The 22095-nt window shown below is 63.7% G+C and carries 19 protein-coding genes; 16 read left to right on the top strand and 3 right to left on the bottom strand.

The annotated features are described in order from the left end of the window. Positions 1–25 precede the first annotated feature (25 nt). The gene (locus BLO63_RS18620) at positions 26–910 is read right to left on the bottom strand and encodes a polysaccharide biosynthesis/export family protein (RefSeq protein ID WP_091443783.1); all 885 of its coding nucleotides are present in this window, start codon (positions 908–910) and stop codon (positions 26–28) included. Continuing rightward, a complete protein-coding gene (locus tag BLO63_RS18625; protein ID WP_091443786.1) occupies positions 834–1685 on the bottom strand; it encodes a tyrosine-protein phosphatase in 852 nt (283 codons plus the stop codon). The genes BLO63_RS18620 and BLO63_RS18625 overlap by 77 nt, the downstream gene beginning before the upstream one ends. A gap of 399 nt (positions 1686–2084) precedes the next feature. Here BLO63_RS18625 and BLO63_RS18630 point away from each other — a divergent pair, with 399 nt between their 5' ends. From BLO63_RS18630 to BLO63_RS18655, 6 genes are all read left to right on the top strand, one after another. After that, positions 2085–2501, top strand: a complete 417-nt coding sequence (locus BLO63_RS18630; RefSeq protein ID WP_091443789.1) for a hypothetical protein — start codon at positions 2085–2087, stop codon at positions 2499–2501. A 69-nt stretch (positions 2502–2570) separates the two neighbouring features. Next, positions 2571–4046, top strand: a complete 1476-nt coding sequence (locus BLO63_RS18635; protein WP_244517968.1) for an O-antigen ligase family protein — start codon at positions 2571–2573, stop codon at positions 4044–4046. Then, a complete protein-coding gene (locus tag BLO63_RS18640) occupies positions 4043–4642 on the top strand; it encodes a sugar transferase (RefSeq protein WP_091443795.1) in 600 nt (199 codons plus the stop codon). The genes BLO63_RS18635 and BLO63_RS18640 overlap by 4 nt, the downstream gene beginning before the upstream one ends. Further along, the gene (locus BLO63_RS18645; RefSeq protein ID WP_205409364.1) at positions 4642–5283 is read left to right on the top strand and encodes an acetyltransferase; all 642 of its coding nucleotides are present in this window, start codon (positions 4642–4644) and stop codon (positions 5281–5283) included. Before BLO63_RS18640 ends, BLO63_RS18645 begins: the two co-directional genes overlap by 1 nt. Before the next feature lie 2 nt (positions 5284–5285). Beyond that, complete coding sequence (locus BLO63_RS18650) at positions 5286–6476, top strand: DegT/DnrJ/EryC1/StrS family aminotransferase (RefSeq protein WP_280138071.1); 1191 nt, start codon at positions 5286–5288, stop codon at positions 6474–6476. Positions 6477–6543: 67 nt separating this feature from the next. Next, on the top strand, positions 6544–8493 hold the full coding sequence (locus BLO63_RS18655; protein WP_091443804.1) for a polysaccharide biosynthesis protein: 1950 nt from the start codon (positions 6544–6546) through the stop codon (positions 8491–8493). A gap of 27 nt (positions 8494–8520) precedes the next feature. Here BLO63_RS18655 and BLO63_RS18660 read toward each other — a convergent pair whose 3' ends face one another. Further along, positions 8521–9273 (bottom strand): class I SAM-dependent methyltransferase, encoded by a 753-nt coding sequence (locus BLO63_RS18660; RefSeq protein ID WP_091443958.1) that lies wholly within the window; start codon positions 9271–9273, stop codon positions 8521–8523. 462 nt (positions 9274–9735) lie between these two features. On the opposite strand from BLO63_RS18660, the gene BLO63_RS18665 reads away from it, so the two are divergent. The 10 genes from BLO63_RS18665 (at position 9736) to wecB (ending at position 22014) form a co-directional block, all read left to right on the top strand. Further along, on the top strand, positions 9736–11406 hold the full coding sequence (locus tag BLO63_RS18665; RefSeq protein WP_244517969.1) for an ABC transporter ATP-binding protein: 1671 nt from the start codon (positions 9736–9738) through the stop codon (positions 11404–11406). Beyond that, positions 11403–12629 (top strand): glycosyltransferase family protein, encoded by a 1227-nt coding sequence (locus tag BLO63_RS18670; protein ID WP_091443808.1) that lies wholly within the window; start codon positions 11403–11405, stop codon positions 12627–12629. Before BLO63_RS18665 ends, BLO63_RS18670 begins: the two co-directional genes overlap by 4 nt. A gap of 174 nt (positions 12630–12803) precedes the next feature. Next, entirely contained in the window at positions 12804–13907 is a 1104-nt protein-coding gene (locus tag BLO63_RS21000; RefSeq protein ID WP_143007084.1) for a glycosyltransferase, read from the top strand. 120 nt (positions 13908–14027) lie between these two features. Further along, a complete protein-coding gene (locus BLO63_RS18680) occupies positions 14028–15356 on the top strand; it encodes an O-antigen ligase family protein (protein ID WP_143007085.1) in 1329 nt (442 codons plus the stop codon). A gap of 73 nt (positions 15357–15429) precedes the next feature. Beyond that, positions 15430–16554, top strand: coding sequence for a glycosyltransferase family 4 protein (locus BLO63_RS18685; protein ID WP_091443815.1), 1125 nt, complete (start codon positions 15430–15432; stop codon positions 16552–16554). Further along, the gene (locus BLO63_RS18690) at positions 16538–17797 is read left to right on the top strand and encodes a glycosyltransferase (protein WP_244517971.1); all 1260 of its coding nucleotides are present in this window, start codon (positions 16538–16540) and stop codon (positions 17795–17797) included. Before BLO63_RS18685 ends, BLO63_RS18690 begins: the two co-directional genes overlap by 17 nt. A 14-nt stretch (positions 17798–17811) precedes the next feature. After that, positions 17812–18834, top strand: a complete 1023-nt coding sequence (locus BLO63_RS18695) for a polysaccharide biosynthesis protein (RefSeq protein WP_091443817.1) — start codon at positions 17812–17814, stop codon at positions 18832–18834. A 31-nt stretch (positions 18835–18865) separates the two neighbouring features. Then, a complete protein-coding gene (locus BLO63_RS18700) occupies positions 18866–19726 on the top strand; it encodes a dTDP-4-dehydrorhamnose reductase family protein (protein ID WP_091443819.1) in 861 nt (286 codons plus the stop codon). Beyond that, a complete protein-coding gene (locus BLO63_RS18705) occupies positions 19707–20867 on the top strand; it encodes a polysaccharide biosynthesis C-terminal domain-containing protein (protein WP_244517972.1) in 1161 nt (386 codons plus the stop codon). Before BLO63_RS18700 ends, BLO63_RS18705 begins: the two co-directional genes overlap by 20 nt. A gap of 4 nt (positions 20868–20871) precedes the next feature. Continuing rightward, positions 20872–22014: a non-hydrolyzing UDP-N-acetylglucosamine 2-epimerase gene (gene wecB, locus BLO63_RS18710; protein ID WP_091443821.1), complete on the top strand. Its 1143-nt coding sequence runs from the start codon at positions 20872–20874 to the stop codon at positions 22012–22014. The last annotated feature ends 81 nt before the right edge of the window (positions 22015–22095 follow it).

Below are 22095 nucleotides of genomic sequence, written 5' to 3' on the forward strand. Positions count from 1 at the left end.
CATGCCACTGCTCGCTCTGGTTGGGCTACAACAGCATGAAGGAGTTGAACAGCGGCACCGTCTGCAAAATGTACTTCATGCCGACCTTCAGGTCGGAAGTGGGTACCGTCACGATGTCGCCGGCCACAAGATCCGGGTCGCTGGCCTTTTGCGAGCGCAGATCGGCGACGCTGAACTTGGCCACGGCCGTCTTGCCCTCGACGCGGCGGAACACCAGGATCGTGCCGTCCGCCACTTCCTGCATGCCGCCCGCCATCGCCACCGACTGCAGCAGCGTCATGGGCCCCTGCATCGGGAACACGCCCGGCTTGTTGACCGCGCCGTCCACTGTGATGCGATGGCTGTTATATTCCTTCACGAGAACCGTCACCTGCGGGTTACGCAGATAATTACCGCCTAGCTTGGTGGCGAGGTCCTTTTCGATCTCGCTGACCGTGCGCCCCGAGGCTTTAACCTCTCCGACCAGCGGAAAGGTGAAATTGCCACTCTCGGACACCTGCACGACCTTGGTCAGGTCCTCGACCTTGAACACGGTGACGTCGAGGACGTCGAGCGGGCCCACGCGGTACCCTTCCGAGCCCGGCGTGCTTACGGCGGTTGCGGCGGAAACGGCGGCCACCTCGCTGGCCGGGATCGGCTCGGACACGGTGCTGACCGGGATCTGAGAGCCTCCTGCGGCTGCCCGCGCACCGATGGTGCCTCCGCTGGACGAGGAGGTCGGGTCTGAGCGCGTGGCGGAGGCGCGCGCTGCGGACGGCGCGGTGGCGCCGGCGCTGGCAAAGCTGGCGGTGGAGGCCGAGGGCGGGACGGCCGCCTCGGCGCTCGGCGAGGGGCTATCGCCCGAAGAGGCGACGCAGCCGGCCAAGAAAATCGCCAGCCCCGCCGCTATCGCTGCGGTGCGCGCGGACATTCCCGCGGTCTTCCGGCCCCACCTCATCAAACTTCACCACCGTTATAGGCGCGGATTCCGCCGGCGCCCTATTCAAAACAATATCCCTCGGACGGCCCACCGTCATCTGCGCCGCTTCCGCCGTCCCCACCAGTCGCTCGGCCGCGAGACGACCCTCCGCAAGGTCCGGAGGGCGCTTGACTGTATCATGGGCGTCGCTGGCAAGGATATGCACCCTTCCTTCGCCGATCATCCGCTCTGCCCAGTATTTCGGACGACGACCAAAGCGGCCGCTCAGAGAGCCGGATGTAATCTGCATCCAGACACCGCGCGCCGCCATGCGCTCGATCAATTCGTACTTCTCTTCCACCCATTTGAGCCGCTCGGGGTGTGTCAGTATCGGCACATAATTTGCCAAAAGAATGGTAAAGACCAACTCATCAAGTCGGGCGGGCGCGACGTTGTGTGGCGGCTCCACCAGCACATAGCGCGTATCACCCAGCGTCAGCAGGCGCCCCCGGTGCAGTTCGCCGACAAAGTCGGGAACGACGTGATTGTCGGCGCCGGGAATGAGGATGAGCGGGATCCCCGCCTCATCCAGAGCCTTCTGGAGGGCGTCGACCGCCCGGCGGATCGCAGCGCCCTCATTGTGGTAGACGCCGGGCAGGATGTGGGGTGTGCAGGCAACGATCTCGACACCCTGAGCAACATGCATCCGGGCCATTTCCAAGGCGACGGAAAGGTCGGCAGCGCCGTCATCGATGCCAGGCAGAATATGGTTATGCAGGTCAATCATCGGCCGGACTTGAACCGCAGGCTGGTGACATCGTCCCGGCGGGCGCCGATTTTCCCGGTTGAGCCGGTCTTTGCCGAGCCAAGCGCATGTCGTCCATGGCGGTGCTTATAAGGTTCGACTGCATATCCTGCAACGGCTGACAGCATTTAATCATCATGGTAACTGTATGCCATCAAGAATAGGTCCCGGCCTCTCCCCGCGTGAGGGGGGCATTAACCACGATGTCAGGAAGAACGAGAGTAAACGGATCGGTATTGTTGCATTCCGGTCACGAGAGGCGGGATAAGAGTGATCGGCCAAACGGGATTGGGATATGTCTCTTTGATTTCCGAACGTGAAGCTAGTAACATTCTGTAAGGCTCACGCGCCAGTGGCGTGCTAGGGTGATTGAGGGGCGAAATGAAGCGTTCAGTGGCGTATGCGGTCGTCGTCGGGTTTTCCTTTCTGGGTATGGCCGGGTCGGCAATGGCTGATGCTTGCCAGGCGACAGGAACGCTGACGGAAGCGGTCGGTACGGTTCTGGTCGATAGTGGCCAGGGCTTTGCCAATGCCGGTGTCGGCACCTCGCTCAAGGGCGGCGACAAGGTTTCGGTGCAGGGCGCCGGCAGCGCTGTGGTCGATTTCGGCAGCTCTCGCACCGTTATGGTTCCCGGCTCCACCACCACGACACTGCAGGTTCCGGGCTGCGGTCTGGCCGTGGATAGTTCCACCGGGCTGGTCGTTGGTGCGGTCGCCGTTGGTGGCGGCGTCGCGGCGGCCATCGCGCTCTCCGACAATGGAAGCGGCAATGGGTTCATTTTCCCGGTTAGTCCCTGACAGGGGCGTTTGGCCCTGTTTTTGAAGCCACATGGTGATTGGGGGCCGGCGTATATCGCGTCGGTCCTTTTGCTGTTCGCCAATGTCGTGCTCGGCGGGGCGACCCGCACCGGCTTTCTCGCCGATGTGCTGCTGCAGTTGTTCTCCCTGCCTTTTCTCGCCCTGGCGGCGTGGCTCTGGCTTGACCGCCTGACGGCGCGGGCACGCCCGGCACAGCTGGGCTTTGGGCTGGCCTGCGGCGTCGGCCTGTCGGTGGTCGGTCTTCTCATTGCTCTCGCCCAGTTCATCCCCCTGTTCGGCGCCCCCGGCTGGGAAGGTATTTCGGCCCGGATCGTGGCGGCGGGCGGGGCCGGGCTGGAAGGTGCGTGGACCGGAAGTTCCTCTGTCGACCCCGCGGCCAGCCTTGCCGCGCTGCCGGCCGTCCTCCCCCCGCTCGCGCTTTTCCTGCTGGTGGCGCTGCTGGACGAGGACCAGCGCGTGCGCTTTTCCGGCTGGGCGTTCGGCTTCGGCATGATGGCGCTCGGGCTCGGCATCGCGCAGGTGATGCAGGGGCCGGCCAGCCCGCTGCGCTTTTTCGAGATCAGCAACCGCAGCGAATCGGTCGGCTTCTTCGCCAACCGCAATCATTTCGCCGCCCAGCTCTACGTCACCTTCCTGCTCGGCGTGGCGTGGTTCGCGGCGCGGGGCGAGCGCGTGCTCTCGCACCGCACGCCCACCACCCAGCGGGCGATCTGGGTCGCCCTGGCGTTCTCGATGGCGCTGCTGCTGCTGGCGGGCATCGCGCTCGCCCGTTCGCGCGCGGGCATATTGCTGCTGCTGGTGGCGGTGGCGGGGGTGGTGGCGATGGCGCCGGCCCTGCTCGCGCTGCTGAGCGGGCGTGAGGCCCGCCCGCGCTGGGTGCGGGGCCTCGTCATCCTCATCGCGGCGGGCCTTGTCCTGCTGGTCGGGCAGCTCGGCGCCGAGCGCTTCCTGACCCGTTTCGACGCCGGCCTCGTCGACCAGCTGCGCACGACCCTCAATGAGAAGACGCTGCAGGCTGCGACCGAGGCGCTGCCCTTCGGGACCGGGCTCGGCACCTTCACCGCCGTCTTCCCCGTCTATGAGGACACCACGCTCGCGCCGCAATATATCAACCGCGCCCATGATGACTGGCTGGAGTTCTTCCTGGAGACGGGCCTGCCGGGCGCGCTGCTGGTGGCGATCTTTCTGGTCTGGTTCGTGGAACGGGTCTGGCGCCTCTGGTTCTCCGCCGTGCCGCCGGGTGAGGCGCGCCTGCGCCTGCTACAGCAATGCGCCTCGCTGGCCATTCTGCTGCTGATGTTGCATTCCGTTGTGGACTACCCGCTGCGCACGGCAACCATGCTCGCCTATTTCGCCGCCTGCTGCGCCCTGATGACGCCGCGGTCGGTCACTGGGCGAGCGGAGGTGGCCGAGGAGCGGGCGCCGCCATCCGCGCGCGCCGGGGGCCGTCCGCCGGCACCTCGCCAGGCGCCGCGGGGCAGCTCGCGCGTGCGGGCGCCGGAAGGGGGAGTGCGGTGGTCATGAAACGCGGCTTCGACATTCTGGTCGCCGGAACGCTGCTCGTCATCCTGCTTCCGGTGTTTCTCGTCCTGGTACTGATCGTGCGCGCCCGGCTGGGCTCGCCCGTCCTGTTCCGCCAGCAACGGCCCGGACTGCATGGCAGGCCGTTCGAGATCATCAAATTTCGCACCATGACGGACGCGCGCGACAGCGAGGGACGGTTGCTGCCCGATGGCGAGCGCCTAACCCGTTTCGGCCGTTTCCTGCGCTCCTCGAGCCTTGATGAACTTCCCGAGCTCTGGAACGTCCTCAAGGGCGAGATGAGTCTCGTCGGGCCCCGGCCGTTGCTGATGGAATATCTGCCGCTCTACTCGCCCCAACAGGCCCGCCGCCATGAGGTGCGCCCGGGTATCACCGGCTGGGCGCAGGTGAACGGGCGTAATGCGATTTCGTGGGACGAGAAATTCCAGATGGATGTCTGGTATGTCGACAACCGCAGCGTGGCGCTCGACATCCGCGTCCTGGCGCTTACGGTTCTAAAGGTTTTCAAGCGCGAGGGTATAAGCGCCGTGGGCGAGGCGACAATGCCACGGTTTGACGGCATCGGAGGGCAACGTTGATGACGCTATTTGCCGTTTACGGGGCAAGCGGCTTTGGCCGTGAGGTTATGCCCTTGCTTCGGGCCCACGTTCCCGCTGGTGCCGAGGCGGTGTTTATCGACGACAATGTCGACGTCGATCGCGTGAACGGCCACCGGGTCATGAACTGGGAGGCATTCGCGGCCGCTCCGGCGTCCGAGAAAAAAGTCACGATCGCCATTGCCAATTCGCAGGTGCGTGAGGCCATCGTTGAAAAATGCTTGGCTTCTGGTGTCGGTTTCATTGACGTGAAAGCTGACAACGTGCGCATTCTTGATGCTGTGACCTTGGGCGAAGGCCATATTCTATGTGGGTTTGTCACGTTAACGTCGAACGTGAACATCGGCACCAACTTTCACGCGAATATCTATTCCTATGTTGCGCATGATTGCGTCGTGGGTGACTTCGTGACGCTTGCGCCTTGCGTTCAGTGTAACGGAAATGTGGTGATCGAGGACCATGCCTATATCGGCACGGGGGCTGTTATCCGGCAGGGAAGTCCGGGTGCGCCGATCGTCATTGGCAGGGGGGCCGTCGTCGGCATGGGAGCCGTTGTGACGAAGAGCGTGCCGCCCGGGGTGACGGTTGTCGGAAATCCAGCGCGCCCGCTCGTTAAGTCCTGATCATGCTTGGTGGTCCCTTCTCTCCCTGGCCGAGTGTCACCTCTGAAGAGATGGAGGCCGTCCAGCGCGTCCTTGCCTCCAACAGGGTCAACTACTGGACCGGCGAGGAGGGGCGGCTGTTCGAGCGTGAATTCGCCGCCTGGGTCGGCACGCGGCATGCCATTGCCCTCGCCAATGGCACGGTGGCGCTGGATCTCGCCCTGCACGGCCTTGGCATCGGGCCGGGCGACGAGGTCGTCGTCACTCCCCGCACCTTCATGGCCTCGGTGTCCTGCGTGGTGAATGCGGGGGCGACGCCGGTCTTCGCCGATGTTGACCGCGCGAGCGGCAACCTGACCGCCGATAGCATCGCCTCCGTCCTCACCCCTCGCACCCGCGCCGTGGTGCTGGTCCATCTGGCGGGATGGCCCTGCGACATGGACCCGATTATGGAACTGGCGGCGCGCCATGGCTTCAAGGTGATTGAGGACTGCGCGCAGGCCCATGGCGCCCGTTATCGCGGTCGCAGCGTCGGCTCGATCGGCCATGTCGGTGCCTGGTCCTTCTGCCAGGACAAGATCATGACCACTGGCGGCGAAGGGGGCATGGTCACCACCGACGACGCCGATCTCTGGGCCCGCATGTGGGCCTACAAGGACCACGGCAAAAGCTGGGACGCGGTGTATAACCGCCAGCACCCGCCGGGCTTCCGCTGGCTGCACGAGAGCTTTGGCACCAATTGGCGCATGCTCGAAATGCAGGCCGCGATCGGGCGGGTGCAACTGGGGCATGTCGACGACTGGGTGGCCACGCGACGCGCCAATGCCAACAGGATACTGGACGCGCTCGTGCCTTTCGCTGGACGAGGTCTATGCCTGCCGTCCCCCCTCGCGGCGGATGATATTCACGCGCAGTACAAACTTTACGTTTATGTGCAAGAAAGTGAATTGGGTGAGGATTGGTCGCGCGATCGAATCGTCGCAGAGATAACGGCCTTGGGAGTGCCTTGTTACCAGGGAAGCTGTTCTGAGGTTTATCTGGAACGTGCGTTTGAGGGAACGGGCTGGAGGCCTCCTGTGAGGCTTCCCGTGGCGCGGGAGCTGGGCGAAACGAGCATCATGTTTCTCGTCCATCCCACACTCACCGAAGACGAAGTAACCCGCACCGGGGTCGTGGCCGCTCAGGTGATGGAGCGGGCATTCGTGCGGCCATGAGGGCAATCACCGATAGCGGGATTCGTGACCAAGCCGATGAGGGGCGGGACCGCAGGGCGGTGACGACATGACAGGACGCTTTCTCAACTATCTTATCGGACTCAGCCGTTCCCAGAAAAGGGCCGTGCTGATGCTGGTCGATGCGGCGCTGCTGGCGACCAGCTTCGGGCTCGCCATGGCGCTGCGTCTCGACGGGTTTTCCCCGGCCCTGACGCCGTCCAGTTGGCTCGCCTTCGCGCTAGTCCTGCCCTGCACCTTACTTTTGTTTCGCATGATGGGGCTCTACCGGGCCGTGGTGCGGCATGTCGCCGGACGCACAGTGCAGGTGCTTGCCTTCGGCATTGCTGTCTCGGCGCTGCTATTGCTGCTAGCGGCGAAGAGCTTCGGGCTGTTTCTGCCGCGTTCGGTGCCAGCGATCTATTGGCTGCTGGCGATGGGACTCTTGGGCGGGGCGCGCTTCGGGTTGCGCGCGCTGTATCGCCAGCGCCTGGCGCGGCTCAAGGCGCGGGTGATCATTTTCGGCGCCGGCAGCGCCGGACGCCAGCTTTTCGCCACGCTGGAACATGGCGGTGACTACGCTCCCGTCGCCTTCGTCGACGACGCGACGGAGCTGCAGGGCCGCGACATTGGCGGGCTGCGCGTCCACTCGCCAGCGCGCCTGCCGAGCCTGGTCGCCGAGCACGGCGTCGAATGCGTGCTGCTGGCGATTCCCAGCGCCACGCGCCGCCAGCGGCGCAACATATTGGAGCGGTTGGAGCCGCTGGGCCTGCGCGTCCAGACCGTTCCCGGGCTTTCCGACATCGTCTCGGGGCGGGCGGAGCTCAGTGAAATCCGCGAGGTCGCGATCGAGGACCTGCTCGGCCGCGACCTGGTGCCGCCACAGCAGGAACTGCTCGACGCCAATATCCGCGGCAAGGTGGTCATGGTCACCGGGGCGGGCGGCTCCATCGGCAGCGAGCTCTGCCGGCAGATCCTGCGCCAGCAGCCGGCAAGCCTCGTTCTCCTCGACCTGTCGGAATTCGGTCTTTACACCATTGACGAGGAACTACGCGGCGTCGCCGAAGTCGAGGGGCTGGGGGCGACGATCGTGCCGCTGCTCGGCTCCATACTCGATCGCGCGCGCGTCGAGTGCGCGCTGCGCCGCTTCGGTGTCGATACGATTTTTCACGCAGCCGCCTACAAGCATGTGCCACTGGTCGAGCGCAACGCCGTGGAGGGGGTGCGCAACAATGTGTTCGGCACCCTCACTCTTGCGGAAGCGGCACGCACCTGCGGGGTCCGCGCCTTCGTGCTGGTCTCGACCGACAAGGCGGTGCGCCCCACCAATATCATGGGCGCCTCGAAGCGCATCGCCGAACTCGTCTGCCAGGCTCTGAGCGGTATGCCGGGGGACACCGTCTTCTCCATCGTCCGCTTCGGCAATGTCGTCGGCTCCTCCGGCTCGGTCATCCCGCTTTTCCGCAGGCAGATCGAGGCCAATGGCCCGGTGACGGTTACTCATCCCGACATCACCCGCTATTTCATGGCGATCCCCGAGGCGGCCCAACTGGTGATCCAGGCCGGGGCGATGAGCCAGGGCGGCGACGTGTTCATCCTCGACATGGGCGAGCCGGTGCGGATCGTCGATCTCGCCATGCGCATGGTGCGCCTCAGCGGCCTCAACCCTGTTGTCGCCCAGGAGGGGCGCGGCCCCGCCGTCCGGGCCACGGGTGACATCGAGATCCGGTTCACCGAACTGAGGCCGGGCGAGAAGCTGTTTGAGGAACTGCTGGTCGGCGACGGTGCGAGGCCGACCGCGCATCCGCGTATCATGACCGCCACTGAGGCATCGATGGACTGGCCGGCGCTCGACACGCTGCTGCGCCGGCTCGCGGCTGCCTGCGACGCCCATGATCTGCCGGCCATCCGGGCCCTTCTGCAGGAGGCGCCGACCGGCTACGAGCCGGCCGAGGCCGTCGGCGATCTCCGCTGGCTGGCGATGCAGTCCCCCCGCCCATGCGTGGGCCGGCGGGAGTGACCGGCGCCGCCTGAGGCGGTGTGTGCCTCAGGCCGTGCGCAGCCAAGGCAGTGCTTCGTCCCACGTTACAAGCGGCAGGCGGGTGTAATTCTCGCAGAAATAGGGAAACTGAGGCCCATTCAAGGGGCCGCTGAGGTCGGCCAACTCGGTGCCGGGCGTGATGACACGGATAACACCGACGCCATGATCGATTTTCACGATCTTGAAGTCGACGCCCTCGGTCTTGAGCAGTTCAAACGCCACCTTCCAGCCCTGCCCCACCCAGTCGCGACCCGTCCTGATAAACGGCTCGTGCTGCTCCATCACCTCGCCGGGCAACATGTCGTGCATGGCGATCCAACCGCCCGGATTGATCGCCTTCAGTGAATTGGCGACATCGCGGTGGACCTGTTCATAGGTATGCAGACCATCGATAAAGATGAGGTCGAATTTCTGGGTATTGCTGGCAAAGAACTCATCGGAAGTAGCACGGACCGTTCCACCTTGGACAGGGTCGACGCCGACCTTTACCGGCAGCGGGAGTGAGTCAAAAAGCGCGTTCTTGAAGCATCCAATCTCCAGATAGGCCGATTCCGGATGACGAGCCGCAAGCGTCGTGAGCAGGGCGATACGGTTGTAATGGGTAGCCTTCCAGTTCCAGTCGAACTTTTGATCCTGACCTAAGCGCGAATATTCACGCTCAACCCGGTGGTACCAGGCCTGCTGGCGCTCGTTGTGAATGAGGGCATTTGCAAAACGCCCGGCACGGGCAAACACACTCGTACTCTTGCGGTCAATCATGCCAGTCATCCGTCCTGTTTCAAAGGGAGCTCAGCCGGCCGGCCCAGCAAGCTTCGTTTACAATCGTGGGCAGCACTACCGGTCCACCGATAATCGGAATGACAAAGGCAGGCAAGGAAGGTCGCGCAGCGGTGCGCGGCTTTGCGGGACAAAGGCGCTCGGCATGGGCGATTGCCTCACGGCACACGCCGTGCCAGAAGGACCCCGTGAAAGGCGCTGGAAAACAGCGCTCGCGGGACGATTCCAGGCGGTGATGTCATCGCAGTTGCGCGCTCTGTCGGGAGAACGGGACCAACGAGCGCCGTCGTGCCAGCACGACGGCAACGCCGATGTTGGAGGAGACCTTTCCGGTGATGAAGAAGCGGTGATTCAGGCGTGAAACGATCAACACCCGACAACACGCTGTTTCGAGCGGGGCGCCTGCTTTTCAGCGAATTGAGTCCGGCACGACGCCGGTCGACCGTGCCGCTGTTGGGTCTGATGCTGGTCGGTGCCTTTGCGGAATTGTTCAATCTCGGCGCGGTCGTCGTTTTCCTCTCGATCATCGCGGAGCCTGAATCGATCGGGCGGTTTCCGCTTCTGACGCGGCTGTTCTCGTTGCTGGGCGCCGACACGCCGAGGAGCTGGATGTATGTGGCGACGGGCCTTTTCTCGCTCTGCGTTCTCTTCGCGGCCTTGATCCGGCTGGCGCTTCTGAAGAAGACGATGAACTTCGTTTTCGGCGTCGCCTATGAATTGGGTTCGCGGCTGTTCTTCCAGACGCTGCATCAGGATTACATCTATCACACACGCCAGAACTCAAGCGAGGTGCTGGGCGCGGTGAACAAGGCTCATCAGGTCACGGGTGAGATCCTGCTGCCGCTCATGCAGGCGGGGGTGGCGGTGGTGCTCGCCCTGTTCATCGTCGGTGGATTGGTGTGGATCGATCCGGTGGTCGCCCTCGCGTCGGGGGTGGCGCTGACGAGCATCTATCTTGGCACCTCGATAATCAGCCGCGCGCAGCTGCATCGCAACAGCCTGCTAGCCGCCCGCGCGCAGGGAGTGCGGGTCAAGGTCATGCAGGAGGGGCTCGGCGGCATTCGCGACATTCTCCTCGACCGCTCGCAATCGGTGTTCACTGAGGCTTATGACCGGGCGGAAGCGGATATTCGCGATACCCGCGCGTCGACGGCGCTCGCGGCGACAGCTCCGCGCTATGTCATCGAGGGGCTGGGGGTCGTCGTGGTCGCCGTTGTGGCCTGTGTCGCCTCGCTCGGCGCGGGCGGGCTGACGCAGGTTCTGCCAACTCTTGGCGCGCTGGCACTTGGCGCGCAGCGGCTGCTTCCCTTGCTGCAGCAGATCTATGCGGGCTGGGCTACCACGACCGGCAACCGGCAGGCGCTGTTCGACCTCGCCGAATTGCTACGGCGACGCGTGCCGCCGCCGCCGGGGGACGTGACCGTCGACTTTCGCAGCGACCTCACCATCGACAGCATCGGCTATTGTTACATCGAGGGCGGGCGCTCGGCGCTGGTCGATGTGAGCCTGCGCATTCCGCGGGGCGCGCGCGTCGGCATCGTGGGCAAGACCGGCAGCGGCAAGTCGACGCTGATGGACATCATCATCGGCCTGCTGGAGCCGACCGTGGGCGAGATCCGCGTCGACGGCGTGGCCCTGACCGCCGCCAACTGCCATGCCTGGCAGCGCCACATCGCCCACGTTCCGCAGTCGATCTTTCTTTCCGATGCCAGCATCGCCGAGAATATCGCCTTCGGGCTGCGGCCCGCCGACATCGATTTCGAGCGCGTTCGCCGGGCCGCCGAGCAGGCGGAACTGGTCGAGGTGATCGAGGGGCTGCCCGACGGCTATGACACCCGGGTGGGCGAGCGTGGCATCCAGCTTTCCGGCGGCCAGCGCCAGCGCATCGGCATTGCCCGCGCGCTCTACAAGCAGGCCTCGGTGCTGGTGCTGGACGAAGCGACCAGCGCGCTCGATAATGACACCGAAGCGGCGGTGATGCGGGCCATTGAACGGCTCGACCGGGAACTCACTATCCTCATCATCGCGCACCGCCTCTCGACGCTCGAAGGCTGCGACATGGTCGTGAGGCTGGAAGGCGGCCATGCCCTCGTGCAGGAGAAGGTGGCGCCATGAGCGGGCGGCCTGGGGGCCAGGAGAAGGAGCATACCGAGCAAGCTCCCGGCGGTGACGAGGCGGGTGATACCGTCCGGCGTCCGCCAATCTTGTTGCTGACCCCGGTGGATCTCGACACAAACGGCATCGGGGCTCTCTTTCTCAGGGAACTGTTGAGTTCGTCGCCACTCGACATTGTGGTTCAGCGCGAGCCCCAATATCTGATGGAGAATGGTGTGATGGGCGGGCGCTTCGGCAGCCTTGCCCGTGCTACGTCCAACCGCGTTCCTTTCTTTCATGCATTGCGGTTGCGCTTGTTCGGCATTTTTTCGCTGGATCGGCGTGTGGCGGCTGTGTCGGCGGCGGCGGACGCCTTGGGCGCCAAGACAATCTGGATTACCGCCTCAAGCCCGGAAGTCATCCTGGTCGCCGAACGTCTCGCGGCCATGGGGCGAGATCTTCGGGTCATGGTGTGGGATGATCCTTCCTATTCCGCGTATAATCTCGGACTTGACCCGTCATTCCAGCACGAACTGATGGAACGTTTCGGTGTTTTGCTTAAGAAGGCGCGGCGGATTTCCGTCATCGGTCGAAATATGCAGGAAATGTACGCAGCGAAATATGGCGTATGCTCGAATATTATTCGGCATGGGATAGATATAAAGAACATTTACTCCAGGAAAAGTTCTGTAAATAAAAATGAAATAAATATAGTATTTGCTGGATCTCTTTATTCAAAGATGGAGTGGAATTGTTTCATTTCCGCTCTTGAGTCGGTTGGATTCAAGTTAGATAATATAAAGATCAAAGTTAGCTTTATAGGTGATTTTCCCGTTACGGGCGCTCGGCGGTCGACTGGGGTTAATTTTCTCGGCCGGAAATCGTTTCAAGAGGCAATGAGCATACTGTCCGAAATGGATATCGGGTATCTGCCCTATTGGTTCGATTCGAGTCATGAAACGGTGGCAAGGACATCGTTTCCAAGCAAGTTGTCGGCCTATGCGATAGCCGGATTGGCCGTCTTTCATCATGCTCCGGCCTATACGGAAGTTACGACATTGATGCAGAGGTTGCCGTTTGGGGTGGCGTGCCCATCCCTAGAAGGGAGTGATATCATTGATTGCGTTAGAGAATTGATAGATATGCTGTTCACCGACAAGTGCATTCAGGCGCGACAAGATTTACTTGATAAAGAGATCGATAAAGATGTGATGAACTACAGATTTTCTTTTTTTCTATCCTGAAAGACAAAGTATTTTTGCGAAAAATTTATATTTTTGATTTGATTTCAAGGGGATGGGTGTTTTTCCCGAGAGCATTCTCGGTGGCGCCTGGCGTCGATTCAAAATCATGGTCAGGATTTCTGGCCCTTTGACAGGGCGTATAAAAGTGCGGGAAGAGTGGAGGACGCGCGCAACATGAAAATCGCCATGGTCGCTATTCATGACGCCAACATGTATCCCGGATTCCATGATCTAGCATTGAGGCTCCACGCTTCTGGTCCAGAAGTTTTCTATATATCAAGATCCGAAATTGAGAGTAAGTATCGCTCCTCTCTGGGCCTTAATGTTAGAAATTTCAATTTGCCTATTGGAATTGGTCGCCGTATTCCTTGGTTTAGATCGGGAAATGATAAGATCGTTTCCATATTGAAGAACATAAACCCAGATTTTATAATAGCTGAGCATGAGTTCATTGTTCCGAGTTTGTTATATAAATTGATCAATAGAAATGTGCGTATTGCTAGCTATTTCTTTGATCATGACCGTCATAGACGGTACATGAAATTAGTAAAATTCGTGAGTGGCTATATCGATGTGCAGCTTGAGTGCTGCGACGTACTCTGTCGTTTCCGCCGGGAGGACTGGCCAAAGATGACGGCGAAGCCGTTTATTTTGAGGCATGCGCCACCCCTCCGTGAGGGCGCCAGTTTCCTGCCACACCAAGGTCCGGCCCGGGTTGTATTCACGAGCTCCAAATATGTTCTGGGATTGAACCGCGAGCGGCTGTCGCGTTTTCTCGGGCGACTGTGTTCGCACGGTATCTCGGTCGACTGGTACTTTCCCCATCAGGATGAGAACCGCGCCATTGCTCGGGCGCTGCTGTCGCATCCCCTTTACACGGTACGTGAACGGGTCGAGAAGGCGCAACTGCTCGACACGCTGAGTGGTTACGATGTCGGTCTGCATTGGGCGCCGATGGCGGAGCAGGACTACGACTACAATTACTTCCAATCGACCGCGTCCAACAAGATCGGCGAATATGTTGCGGCCGGGCTGGCGGTTGCCTATGCCGGAAATCCCGGCCTTGCGTTTCTGCCGCGGGAAATTTCGCTGGTCTTCGACCCGACCAACCCCGAGGCCGGTGCCGACCAGCTGGTGGCGGCGCTGTCGGATCGCGCCACGCTCGATCGGATGCGGGCGGCCTCGCTTCGCTATCATCAGGAGGAACTGAACATCGATGCGCAGGCGGCGCCCTTCCTGCGCTATGTCCGCGACGAGCTGATGCCACGATACGCCTGACACGCATGGCGTCGAGAAAGTATGTTATGAACGGGAGCTATCGGGCGACCGTTTTGCGGCCAGCGTGGGGGCTTCGTCACGCTTCGGCGGGGGTGCGATGATCGGCGGGAGCGTGAAGGCGTGAATTCAGGTCTGACGCAGTATCGCATGGCGGCATCGCCGGGAGCGCAGCGGGCAAAGCCTAAGGTTGACTACATCTACCTCGCGGTTCTGCTGATGTCGTTCCCGGGCTATCCCCTAGTGGCGGCGTTCTCCACCATCACGGGCCTTCCCAATACGCCGCTCTCCATAGCGTTGCGGGGGCTTAATTTCGGTCTGGCACTGGTGCTGATCCTGGCGGGGATCGCGAGCCGGCGTGAACGTTCGTCCGGCCTGCTGCTCGTCGCTCTGGGTGTCTTCTGGCTCGCCTACACCGCCCGTCTTTACTTCGATACCCTTTACGATCCGGCCTTTCTCGGCAATGCGATATCCTATTACTGGGTGTGGGCGATCGGCGGCAGCCTGGTTCCCATGCTCGGCCTGGCGATGAAGACGAGCCGTCCCGAGCAGGCGGACGATTACTTCCGCTGGCTGTATCTGGCGACCTTCGCGGCCTGCTTCCTGTCCATGTTCCTCGCCACGGGCACTGTCGGTACCGAACCGGGGATGGAATATGAATCCGGTCGCATGCGGCTTGAGGCGCTGAACCCTATCGCCCTCGGCCATCTCGGGGCCATGCTGGTGGAACTCTCGGCCTGGGCCCTGCTGTTTCATCGCCCGTGGTCGCGCGGCTCGCGCCGGCTGCTCCTGTTGGCGGGGCTCGCTATCGGCTGTTATGTGCTCTTGGCGGCAAATTCGCGCGGCCCTGTACTCGCCGTCCTGGCGTGTTTTCTGTTCTTGCTGTGCTTTGTGAGCTTCCGCTACAAATTCGCGGTAATGGCGTTTCTTGTCGTTGGGGCGCTGGCGATCGTGCCACTTTCGCTCTACCTCCAAGAAACCCAGAACATCAACGCCTTCTCGCGCCTGTTCGGCCAATCGCTGGAGCAGCATGCCCAACAATCGTCGCGGGTCGATCTGTTCGGGAGCGCGTTCGAGGTTTTCCTGACCAACCCGTGGCTCGGCGGCGCGCTGGAAGACCCTTCGACGCGCAGCTACCCACATAACGTCATCGTCGAAGCGTATATGGCGCTTGGCCTGTTCTTCGGCTCGCTGTTCGTTATCGTGCTCATTGCGTTGTGCTATCGCACGGCTGTCCTGTTCCGGCGGTTCCCTCAGTATGGATGGCCGAGCCTGCTGTTCATCCAGTATCTGGTCGGTGCGCAGTTTTCGGGATCGCTCTACGGCTCCACCTTTATGTGGTGTGCGATCGGTTTGATCCTCTCGTTTGGGACGTCCAGCGCGGCTTTAGTGGGGGAAGCGGCACGGGCAAGGTCGGTCTACCCGCCTCGATTAGGTCGCCCGACATGGTAGAGAAATGGCCCTTATTTAATGCCGGGCGCAATGCGGGGCTGACTTCATCCTCGCGCAGGAGAATACGTTGTCTATGAGCGCCTCGCGTGTGGTGATCTTTCAGCCGACGCTGCCAAATTATCGGATCGACCTGTTCGAGCGGCTGGCCAGAAGTCTCGAATGTCCGGTGGAAGTGCTGCACTCGCCCGGTCAATTGGGCGTTCTGACGAAGGACGATACCAGCTATCCCTGGGCGCGTCGTCTGCCGGCCATGCGGACCCTGCTGCCGGGTCTGGACTGGCAGCCGGGCGTGCTGACGACGCGCGTCGGCAAAGGGGATCTCGTCGTCCTGTCCGGTGCCCCGCGCAATCTGTCCAACATGCTGATGCTGGTCTGGGCGCGCTTGCGCGGAGCGCGGACCGTGTGGTGGGGGCAGTATTGGAGCAGCACCAGCCGCACCCATCGCTTCCTGCTCCGCCTGCTTCTGATGAAGCTCAGCCATGCCGTCCTGTTCTATACCGACGAAGAGGTCGATGCGTATCGCAAGGGCCTGGGGCGCGACGACCGGCGTCCGGTTGACGCGCTGAACAACGGCATCAATGTCACGCCGATCCTCGCCTTGCGGGCGCCTTACGTGCCGGGGCAGCGCGCCCGCTCCCTGCTCTTTATCGGCCGGCTCACCGCCAAGGCCGAACTTGGCACCCTGCTCGACGCGCTCGCCCGACCCGAACTGGCCGATGTCCGGCTGGAGATCGTCGGCGACGGCGAGGAGAGGAAGGCACTGGAAGAAAAGGCCCGCCGGCTGCGGCTCGATGACCGGATCCTGTGGCATGGCGGCATGACCGATGAGGGCGAGATCGCCGCCATCGCCAACCGCTGCCGCCTGTTCGTCTATCCCGGCGGGGTCGGCCTCAGCCTCCTTCACGCCATGGCCTATGGGCTGCCCGTGGTGGTTCATGGCGAGCGCTGGCAGCACATGCCGGAGATCGCGGCGTTCCTGAGTGCCCGTTGCGGCCTGTCCTTCGAGCGTGACAATCCGGTCGCGCTGGCGAGCGTGATCGCGGAGGCACTTGCCGTGACCGAGGTGGACGCCAGCTGGTCGCTGGCCGCCGTGCGCGTGGCCGAGCAGGAATTCAACACGGAGGAGATGGCGCGGCGCTTCTGCCGGCTGCTGGGGCGGGTCGACGCGCGCGAGACGGTGCATGCCGCACGTTCCTGAGCCGCAGAGTTTCTCCTCAAACTCTGGCACGGCCTCGCGCCGTCCGGTCATCCTCGCCACCATCGGGAACTATCTTCCAGGTTTTCGCGCCGGCGGCCCCATTCGCAGCCTCGCTCACCTGGTCGATCATTTGTCGGACGAGTTCGACTTCCGCATCCTGTCCACCGACCGCGATCTCGGCGATGCCTGCGCCTATCCCGGGGTGGAGCCCGACTGCTGGGTGTCGGTGGGCCCGGCGCTCGTGCGCTATATTTCCCCGGCCCACCAGGGGCCGGGGGCGATCACCCGCCTCATTGCGCAGACGCCGCACGACGTGCTGTACCTCAACAGCTTCTTCTCCCCACGCTTCAGCATCGTGCCGCTGCTGGCGCGCCGTTTCGGGCGGATTCCGCGCCGGCCGACCGTACTGGCGCCGCGCGGCGAGTTCTCCGCCGGCGCGCTGGCGCTGAAGGCGTTCAAGAAGCGCGGCTATCTCGCCGCCGGCAGGGCGGCCGGCCTGTTCCGCGACCTGTGCTGGCAGGCTTCTTCGGATTTCGAGGCGCGCGACATCGCCGCCGTCATCGGGCCGCAGGCCGAGGTGAGGGTGGCCTGCGACCTGCCGGTGGAGCGCGTTGAGCCGCCACCTCCTCACCTCGCGCGCCGGCCCGGCGCCCCGCTGCGCATCGTGTTCCTCAGCCGCATCTCGCCGAAGAAGAACCTGGATTACGCGCTCAGGGTTCTCGCGCAGGTGCGGGCGCCGGCGCGGTTCACCATTTGCGGCCCCGACGAGGATGTCAACCACGCCCGGCTCTGCCGGACGCTGGCAAAGGATCTTGGCCCCCACATAGAGATCGACTGGATCGGTCCGCTGCCGCCGGAACGCATCGCCGAGACCTTTGCCGCTCATGATCTGTTCTTCTTTCCAACCCGTGGTGAGAATTACGGCCATGTCATCGCCGAATCCCTGGCCGCGGGAACGCCGGTGCTGATCGCCGACACCACGCCCTGGCGGGGACTGGCGGCGGCGGGCGTCGGCGACGATCTGCCGCTCCGTGATCCCGCCGCCTTCGCCGCCCGCATCGAGGCGATGGCGGCCGAGCCGGCCGAGGCGGCGCTTGCCCGCCGCGCGCGGGCGGCGGCGTTTGTCCGGCAGGGGCCGCGCCAGCAGGCCGACATTCTCGCCAACAGAAAGCTGTTCCGCGCCGCGCTCGTGGGCAGGCAAACGGGTGGCATCTCTCGGGTTGGTGAAGTAGACAGGGCGTGACGAGAGGCAGGGGCATGCAGCACGAGCGCGTTTTGATCACCGGGGGCACCGGCTCCTTCGGGCGGACCATGCTGCAGGACCTGCTGCGCCGCGGCTGCCCGGAAGTCCGTGTGTTCAGCCGCGACGAGGAAAAGCAGGACATGCTGCGCGGCACGCTGCGTAGCGGCAATGTCCGCTTCTATATCGGCGATGTGCGCGACCGCGACAGTGTCGATCGTGCGATGGCCGGCGCCACCCGCGTCTTCCATGCGGCGGCGCTGAAGCAGGTGCCCTCCTGCGAGTTCTTTCCGCTGGAAGCGGTCCGCACCAACATTCTCGGCTCGGAGAATGTGGTGCGTTCGGCGGTGGCGGCGGGCGTGCGTTCGGTGGTCTGCCTGTCCACCGACAAGGCGGTGTTCCCGGTCAACGCCATGGGTATCTCCAAGGCGATGATGGAGAAGCTGGCGCAGGCCACCGCCCGCTCGATCGGCGCCGAGGCCGCCACGACGATTTCGCTCGTGCGCTATGGCAATGTGATGTGCTCGCGCGGCTCGGTCATTCCGCTGTTCATCCGCCAGATCAAGGCGGGGCTGCCCATCACCGTGACCGAGCCGAGCATGACGCGCTTCCTGATGCCGCTGCGCGACTCGGTGGCACTGGTCCACCATGCCTTCGAGCATGCCCGCCAGGGCGACCTGTTCGTGCGCAAGGCGCCGGCCTCCACCATTGCCGACCTTATCACGGCGCTGAAGGAACTGTTCGACCGCCCCGACCACCCGGTCGAGGTCATTGGCTGGCGCCATGGCGAGAAGCTGTTCGAGACGCTGGTCAGCGCCCAGGAACTCACCAAGAGCGAGGATATGGGCGACTATTTCCGTGTCAGCATGGACGGGCGCGATCTCAACTATCGCCACTATTTCGTCGAAGGCGACACCGACACCGTCGACCAGCACGATTACCATTCGCACAATACCGAGCGGCTGGATGTGGCGGGGGTGAAGACGCTGCTGCTGTCGCTGCCGGAAGTCGTCGCGGAGATCGAGGGCTGGGCGGCGTGAGCTGCGGGCAAGGCGCGGGAATGAGGGCTGCATGAAGGTTCTTGTTGTTGGTGCGAGCGGCATGCTCGGCAACGCTATGGCGCGCGTTCTGCCGGCTGAGGGCCTTGACGTGTATGGCGTCGCCCGTCGCCCGTTTTCAGCGGAGAGCTTCCCGTGTCTGGCCCCCGAGCGCTACCTGCGGATCGGGGATGTTCACGATCTCGATGCGCTGCGCGCGATTCTGGCTCAGGTTGCGCCGGATGCGGTCATCAATGCCGTCGGCGTGGTCAAGCAGCTCGCCAATGCAGATGACCCTCTGGTGGCCCTGCCGATCAACGCGCTGCTGCCGCACCAGCTGGCCCGACTGTGCCAGGAGGCCGGCGCGCGCCTTGTCCAGATCAGCACGGACTGCGTGTTCGACGGCACGCGCGGGAACTACACCGAAGACGATTTTCCTGACGCGACCGATTTGTACGGGCGCAGCAAGCTGCTCGGCGAGGTGGACTACCCGCATGGGGTCACCTTGCGCACCTCCATCGTCGGCCATGAGCTCGACAGCCATCATGGCCTGTTCGACTGGTTTCTGGCGCAAGAGGGGGTTGTCCGCGGTTACAGAAGGGCGATCTTCTCGGGCCTGACCACCGTCGAGCTGGCCCGTGTCATAGCCCGGCATGTGGTGCCGAACGCACATCTGCGCGGCGTCTATCATGTCTCGGCCGCGCCCATCAGCAAGGACACGCTGCTGCGAATCGTTGCCGATGTCTACGGCAAGTCGATCGAGATTGTGCCGACGGACGAGCCGGTGATTGATCGTTCCCTGCTTTCGCACCGTTTTCGGGCGGCGGTAGGTTACTCCCCGCCGGACTGGCCGACGTTGGTACGGGAGTTGCGCGATGTCTATGCGCGTGGGTGAGGGCATGGCGCCGGGGGCGACACGCATCGTCGTCACCGGGGCGGGCGGGCTGCTCGGCTGGCACTGCCTTGTCCGCCTCCACGCCCGCAACTGCGCGGCCCGGTTCCGCGGCGAGCCGGCGCCCTATGATCTGGTACCCCTCGACCGCGCGACGTTCAACGATCCGGCCCGCCTTGGCGGGGCGGTGGAAGGTGCGGCGGCGGTGCTGCATTTCGCCGGCGTCAACCGCGGCACCGAGGCCGAGGTCGAGGCCGGCAATATTGAGATCGCGAACCGCCTCGCCGGAGCCTGCGCGACGAGCGGGGCCGCGCCGCATATCGTCTACGCCAATTCCACCCATGCCGCGTCCGACACGCCCTATGGCCGCTCCAAGCGCCGGGCGGGCGAGATCCTTGCCGCCGCCACGTCGCGCTTCACCAATCTCGTCCTGCCGCACATTTTCGGCGAGGGCGCGCGGCCCTTCTACAACAATGTCACCGCCACCTTCATCCACCAGGTGATGCGGGGGGAGACGCCCGAGGTGAACCCCGAAGGGCGGGTGCAACTGCTCCATGCCGGGGCGGCGGTGGAAGCGGCGATCGGCGCCTGTGAGGGCGGGGTATTGGGCGAGCTTCGGCCCGCGCCGCGCCCGATGGGCGTTGGCGAGCTGCTGGCGCGGCTCCAGGACATGCACGCCGCCTATGGCGCCAACCTGTTCCCGAACCTGTCGGACCCGTTCGATCTCGCTCTGTTCAACAGCTACCGCGCCGCGCTCTATCCCGATGGCTTTCCGCGCCCGCTGAAACTGAACACGGACGCGCGTGGGGTTCTGTTCGAGGCGGCCAAGGGCGGCGGCGGCGGGCAGACCTTCCTCAGCTGGACCGAGCCGGGCGTCACGCGCGGCAATCACTTCCACCTCGACAAGGTGGAACGCTTTCTGGTGCTGGAGGGGCAGGCGGTCATCCGCATCCGCCGCGTGCCTGATGGCCCCGTGTGGGAGTACCGCGTCGATGGGCACCAGCCCGCCGCCGTCGACATGCCCACCTTGCACACGCACAGCATCGAGAATGTCGGCACGACGCCGCTGCTGACGCTGTTCTGGACTCAGGCGGTGTTCGACCCCGCCGCGCCCGACACTTATGCCGATCCGGTTCTGGGGTGAGACAATGCTCAAGGTCATGACGATATTGGGCACGCGGCCCGAGATTATCCGCCTCTCGCGCGTCATGGCGCGTCTGGACGAGTTCTGCGACCATCGCCTCGTTCATACCGGCCAAAACTACGACTACGAGCTGAACGAGGTGTTCTTCGAGGATCTCGGCGTGCGCCGGCCGGACCATTTTCTCGGCACCGGCGGCGGCTCGCTGGGCGAGACGCTGGGCAAGATCCTGATCGAGAGCGAGAAGGTGCTCGCCGCCGAGCGCCCCGATGCCGTGCTCATTCTCGGCGACACCAATTCCGCGATCTCGGCGCTCATGGCGCGGCGGATGAAGATCCCCGTCTACCACATGGAAGCCGGCAACCGCTCCTTTGACGGCAATGTGCCGGAAGAGACCAACCGCCGGCTGGTCGATCACATCGCCGATTTCAATCTCGTCTATACCGAGCATGCCCGCCGGCATCTCATTTCGGAAGGCCTGCCGCACCGGCGCATCTATCTCACCGGCTCGCCGATGCGCGAAGTGCTGGAGCATTACCGCCCGCGCATCGAGGCCTCCGACGTTCTGCAGCGGCTGGGGCTCGTCCCGCGCGGCTATTTCATCGTCTCGCTGCACCGCGAGGAGAATGTCGACAGCCGCGAACGCCTTGGCGAACTGGTGGGTGCCTTGTCGGAGCTGGCGGTGCGCTACGAGAAGCCGGTGATCGTCTCCACCCATCCGCGCACCCGCAAACGGCTGGAAGCGGCCGGGCTGGTGGCGGATGAGCGGGTGAGCTTCATGAAGCCGTTCGGCTTTCACGACTACAACCACCTGCAGATGAATGCCTTCTGCGCCATCTCCGACAGCGGCACCATCGCCGAGGAGGCCTCGCTGCTGAATTTCCCCGCCATCACCCCGCGCGACGCCATCGAGCGGCCAGAGGCGCTCGACACTGGATCGATCATGGTCACGGGGCTCTCCCGCGCCGCCATTCTGCGCGGCGTCGAGGTCGCCACCCGCCTGTTCGCCGCCCGCGCGGCACGGGGCGAGCGCTGCCCCCTGCCGGACGACTACGCCGTCACCAACACCTCGGAGCGGGTGGCGAGCCTCATCCTCGGCACGGCGCCACTCTCCAATGGCTGGGACGGGATCAGGGCGAACGCGAGCTGATCCCATGACGACCTCCGCTTCCACGAGCAGCGCGAAGCGGCCACGGCTGATCCTGCTAACGCAGTTTTTCGATCCCGAGCC

The organism is Ancylobacter rudongensis, assembly GCF_900100155.1.
Classification (GTDB): domain Bacteria; phylum Pseudomonadota; class Alphaproteobacteria; order Rhizobiales; family Xanthobacteraceae; genus Ancylobacter; species Ancylobacter rudongensis.

Coding starts and splice junctions, on each gene's coding strand:
- BLO63_RS18620 (WP_091443783.1), bottom strand. CDS start 910: ATGTCCGCGCGCACCGCAGCGATAGCGGCGGGGCTGGCGATTTTCTTG.
- BLO63_RS18625 (WP_091443786.1), bottom strand. CDS start 1,685: ATGATTGACCTGCATAACCATATTCTGCCTGGCATCGATGACGGCGCT.
- BLO63_RS18630 (WP_091443789.1), top strand. CDS start 2,085: ATGAAGCGTTCAGTGGCGTATGCGGTCGTCGTCGGGTTTTCCTTTCTG.
- BLO63_RS18640 (WP_091443795.1), top strand. CDS start 4,043: ATGAAACGCGGCTTCGACATTCTGGTCGCCGGAACGCTGCTCGTCATC.
- BLO63_RS18645 (WP_205409364.1), top strand. CDS start 4,642: ATGACGCTATTTGCCGTTTACGGGGCAAGCGGCTTTGGCCGTGAGGTT.
- BLO63_RS18650 (WP_280138071.1), top strand. CDS start 5,286: ATGCTTGGTGGTCCCTTCTCTCCCTGGCCGAGTGTCACCTCTGAAGAG.
- BLO63_RS18655 (WP_091443804.1), top strand. CDS start 6,544: ATGACAGGACGCTTTCTCAACTATCTTATCGGACTCAGCCGTTCCCAG.
- BLO63_RS18660 (WP_091443958.1), bottom strand. CDS start 9,273: ATGATTGACCGCAAGAGTACGAGTGTGTTTGCCCGTGCCGGGCGTTTT.
- BLO63_RS18670 (WP_091443808.1), top strand. CDS start 11,403: ATGAGCGGGCGGCCTGGGGGCCAGGAGAAGGAGCATACCGAGCAAGCT.
- BLO63_RS21000 (WP_143007084.1), top strand. CDS start 12,804: ATGAAAATCGCCATGGTCGCTATTCATGACGCCAACATGTATCCCGGA.
- BLO63_RS18685 (WP_091443815.1), top strand. CDS start 15,430: ATGAGCGCCTCGCGTGTGGTGATCTTTCAGCCGACGCTGCCAAATTAT.
- BLO63_RS18690 (WP_244517971.1), top strand. CDS start 16,538: ATGCCGCACGTTCCTGAGCCGCAGAGTTTCTCCTCAAACTCTGGCACG.
- BLO63_RS18695 (WP_091443817.1), top strand. CDS start 17,812: ATGCAGCACGAGCGCGTTTTGATCACCGGGGGCACCGGCTCCTTCGGG.
- BLO63_RS18700 (WP_091443819.1), top strand. CDS start 18,866: ATGAAGGTTCTTGTTGTTGGTGCGAGCGGCATGCTCGGCAACGCTATG.
- BLO63_RS18705 (WP_244517972.1), top strand. CDS start 19,707: ATGTCTATGCGCGTGGGTGAGGGCATGGCGCCGGGGGCGACACGCATC.
- wecB (WP_091443821.1), top strand. CDS start 20,872: ATGCTCAAGGTCATGACGATATTGGGCACGCGGCCCGAGATTATCCGC.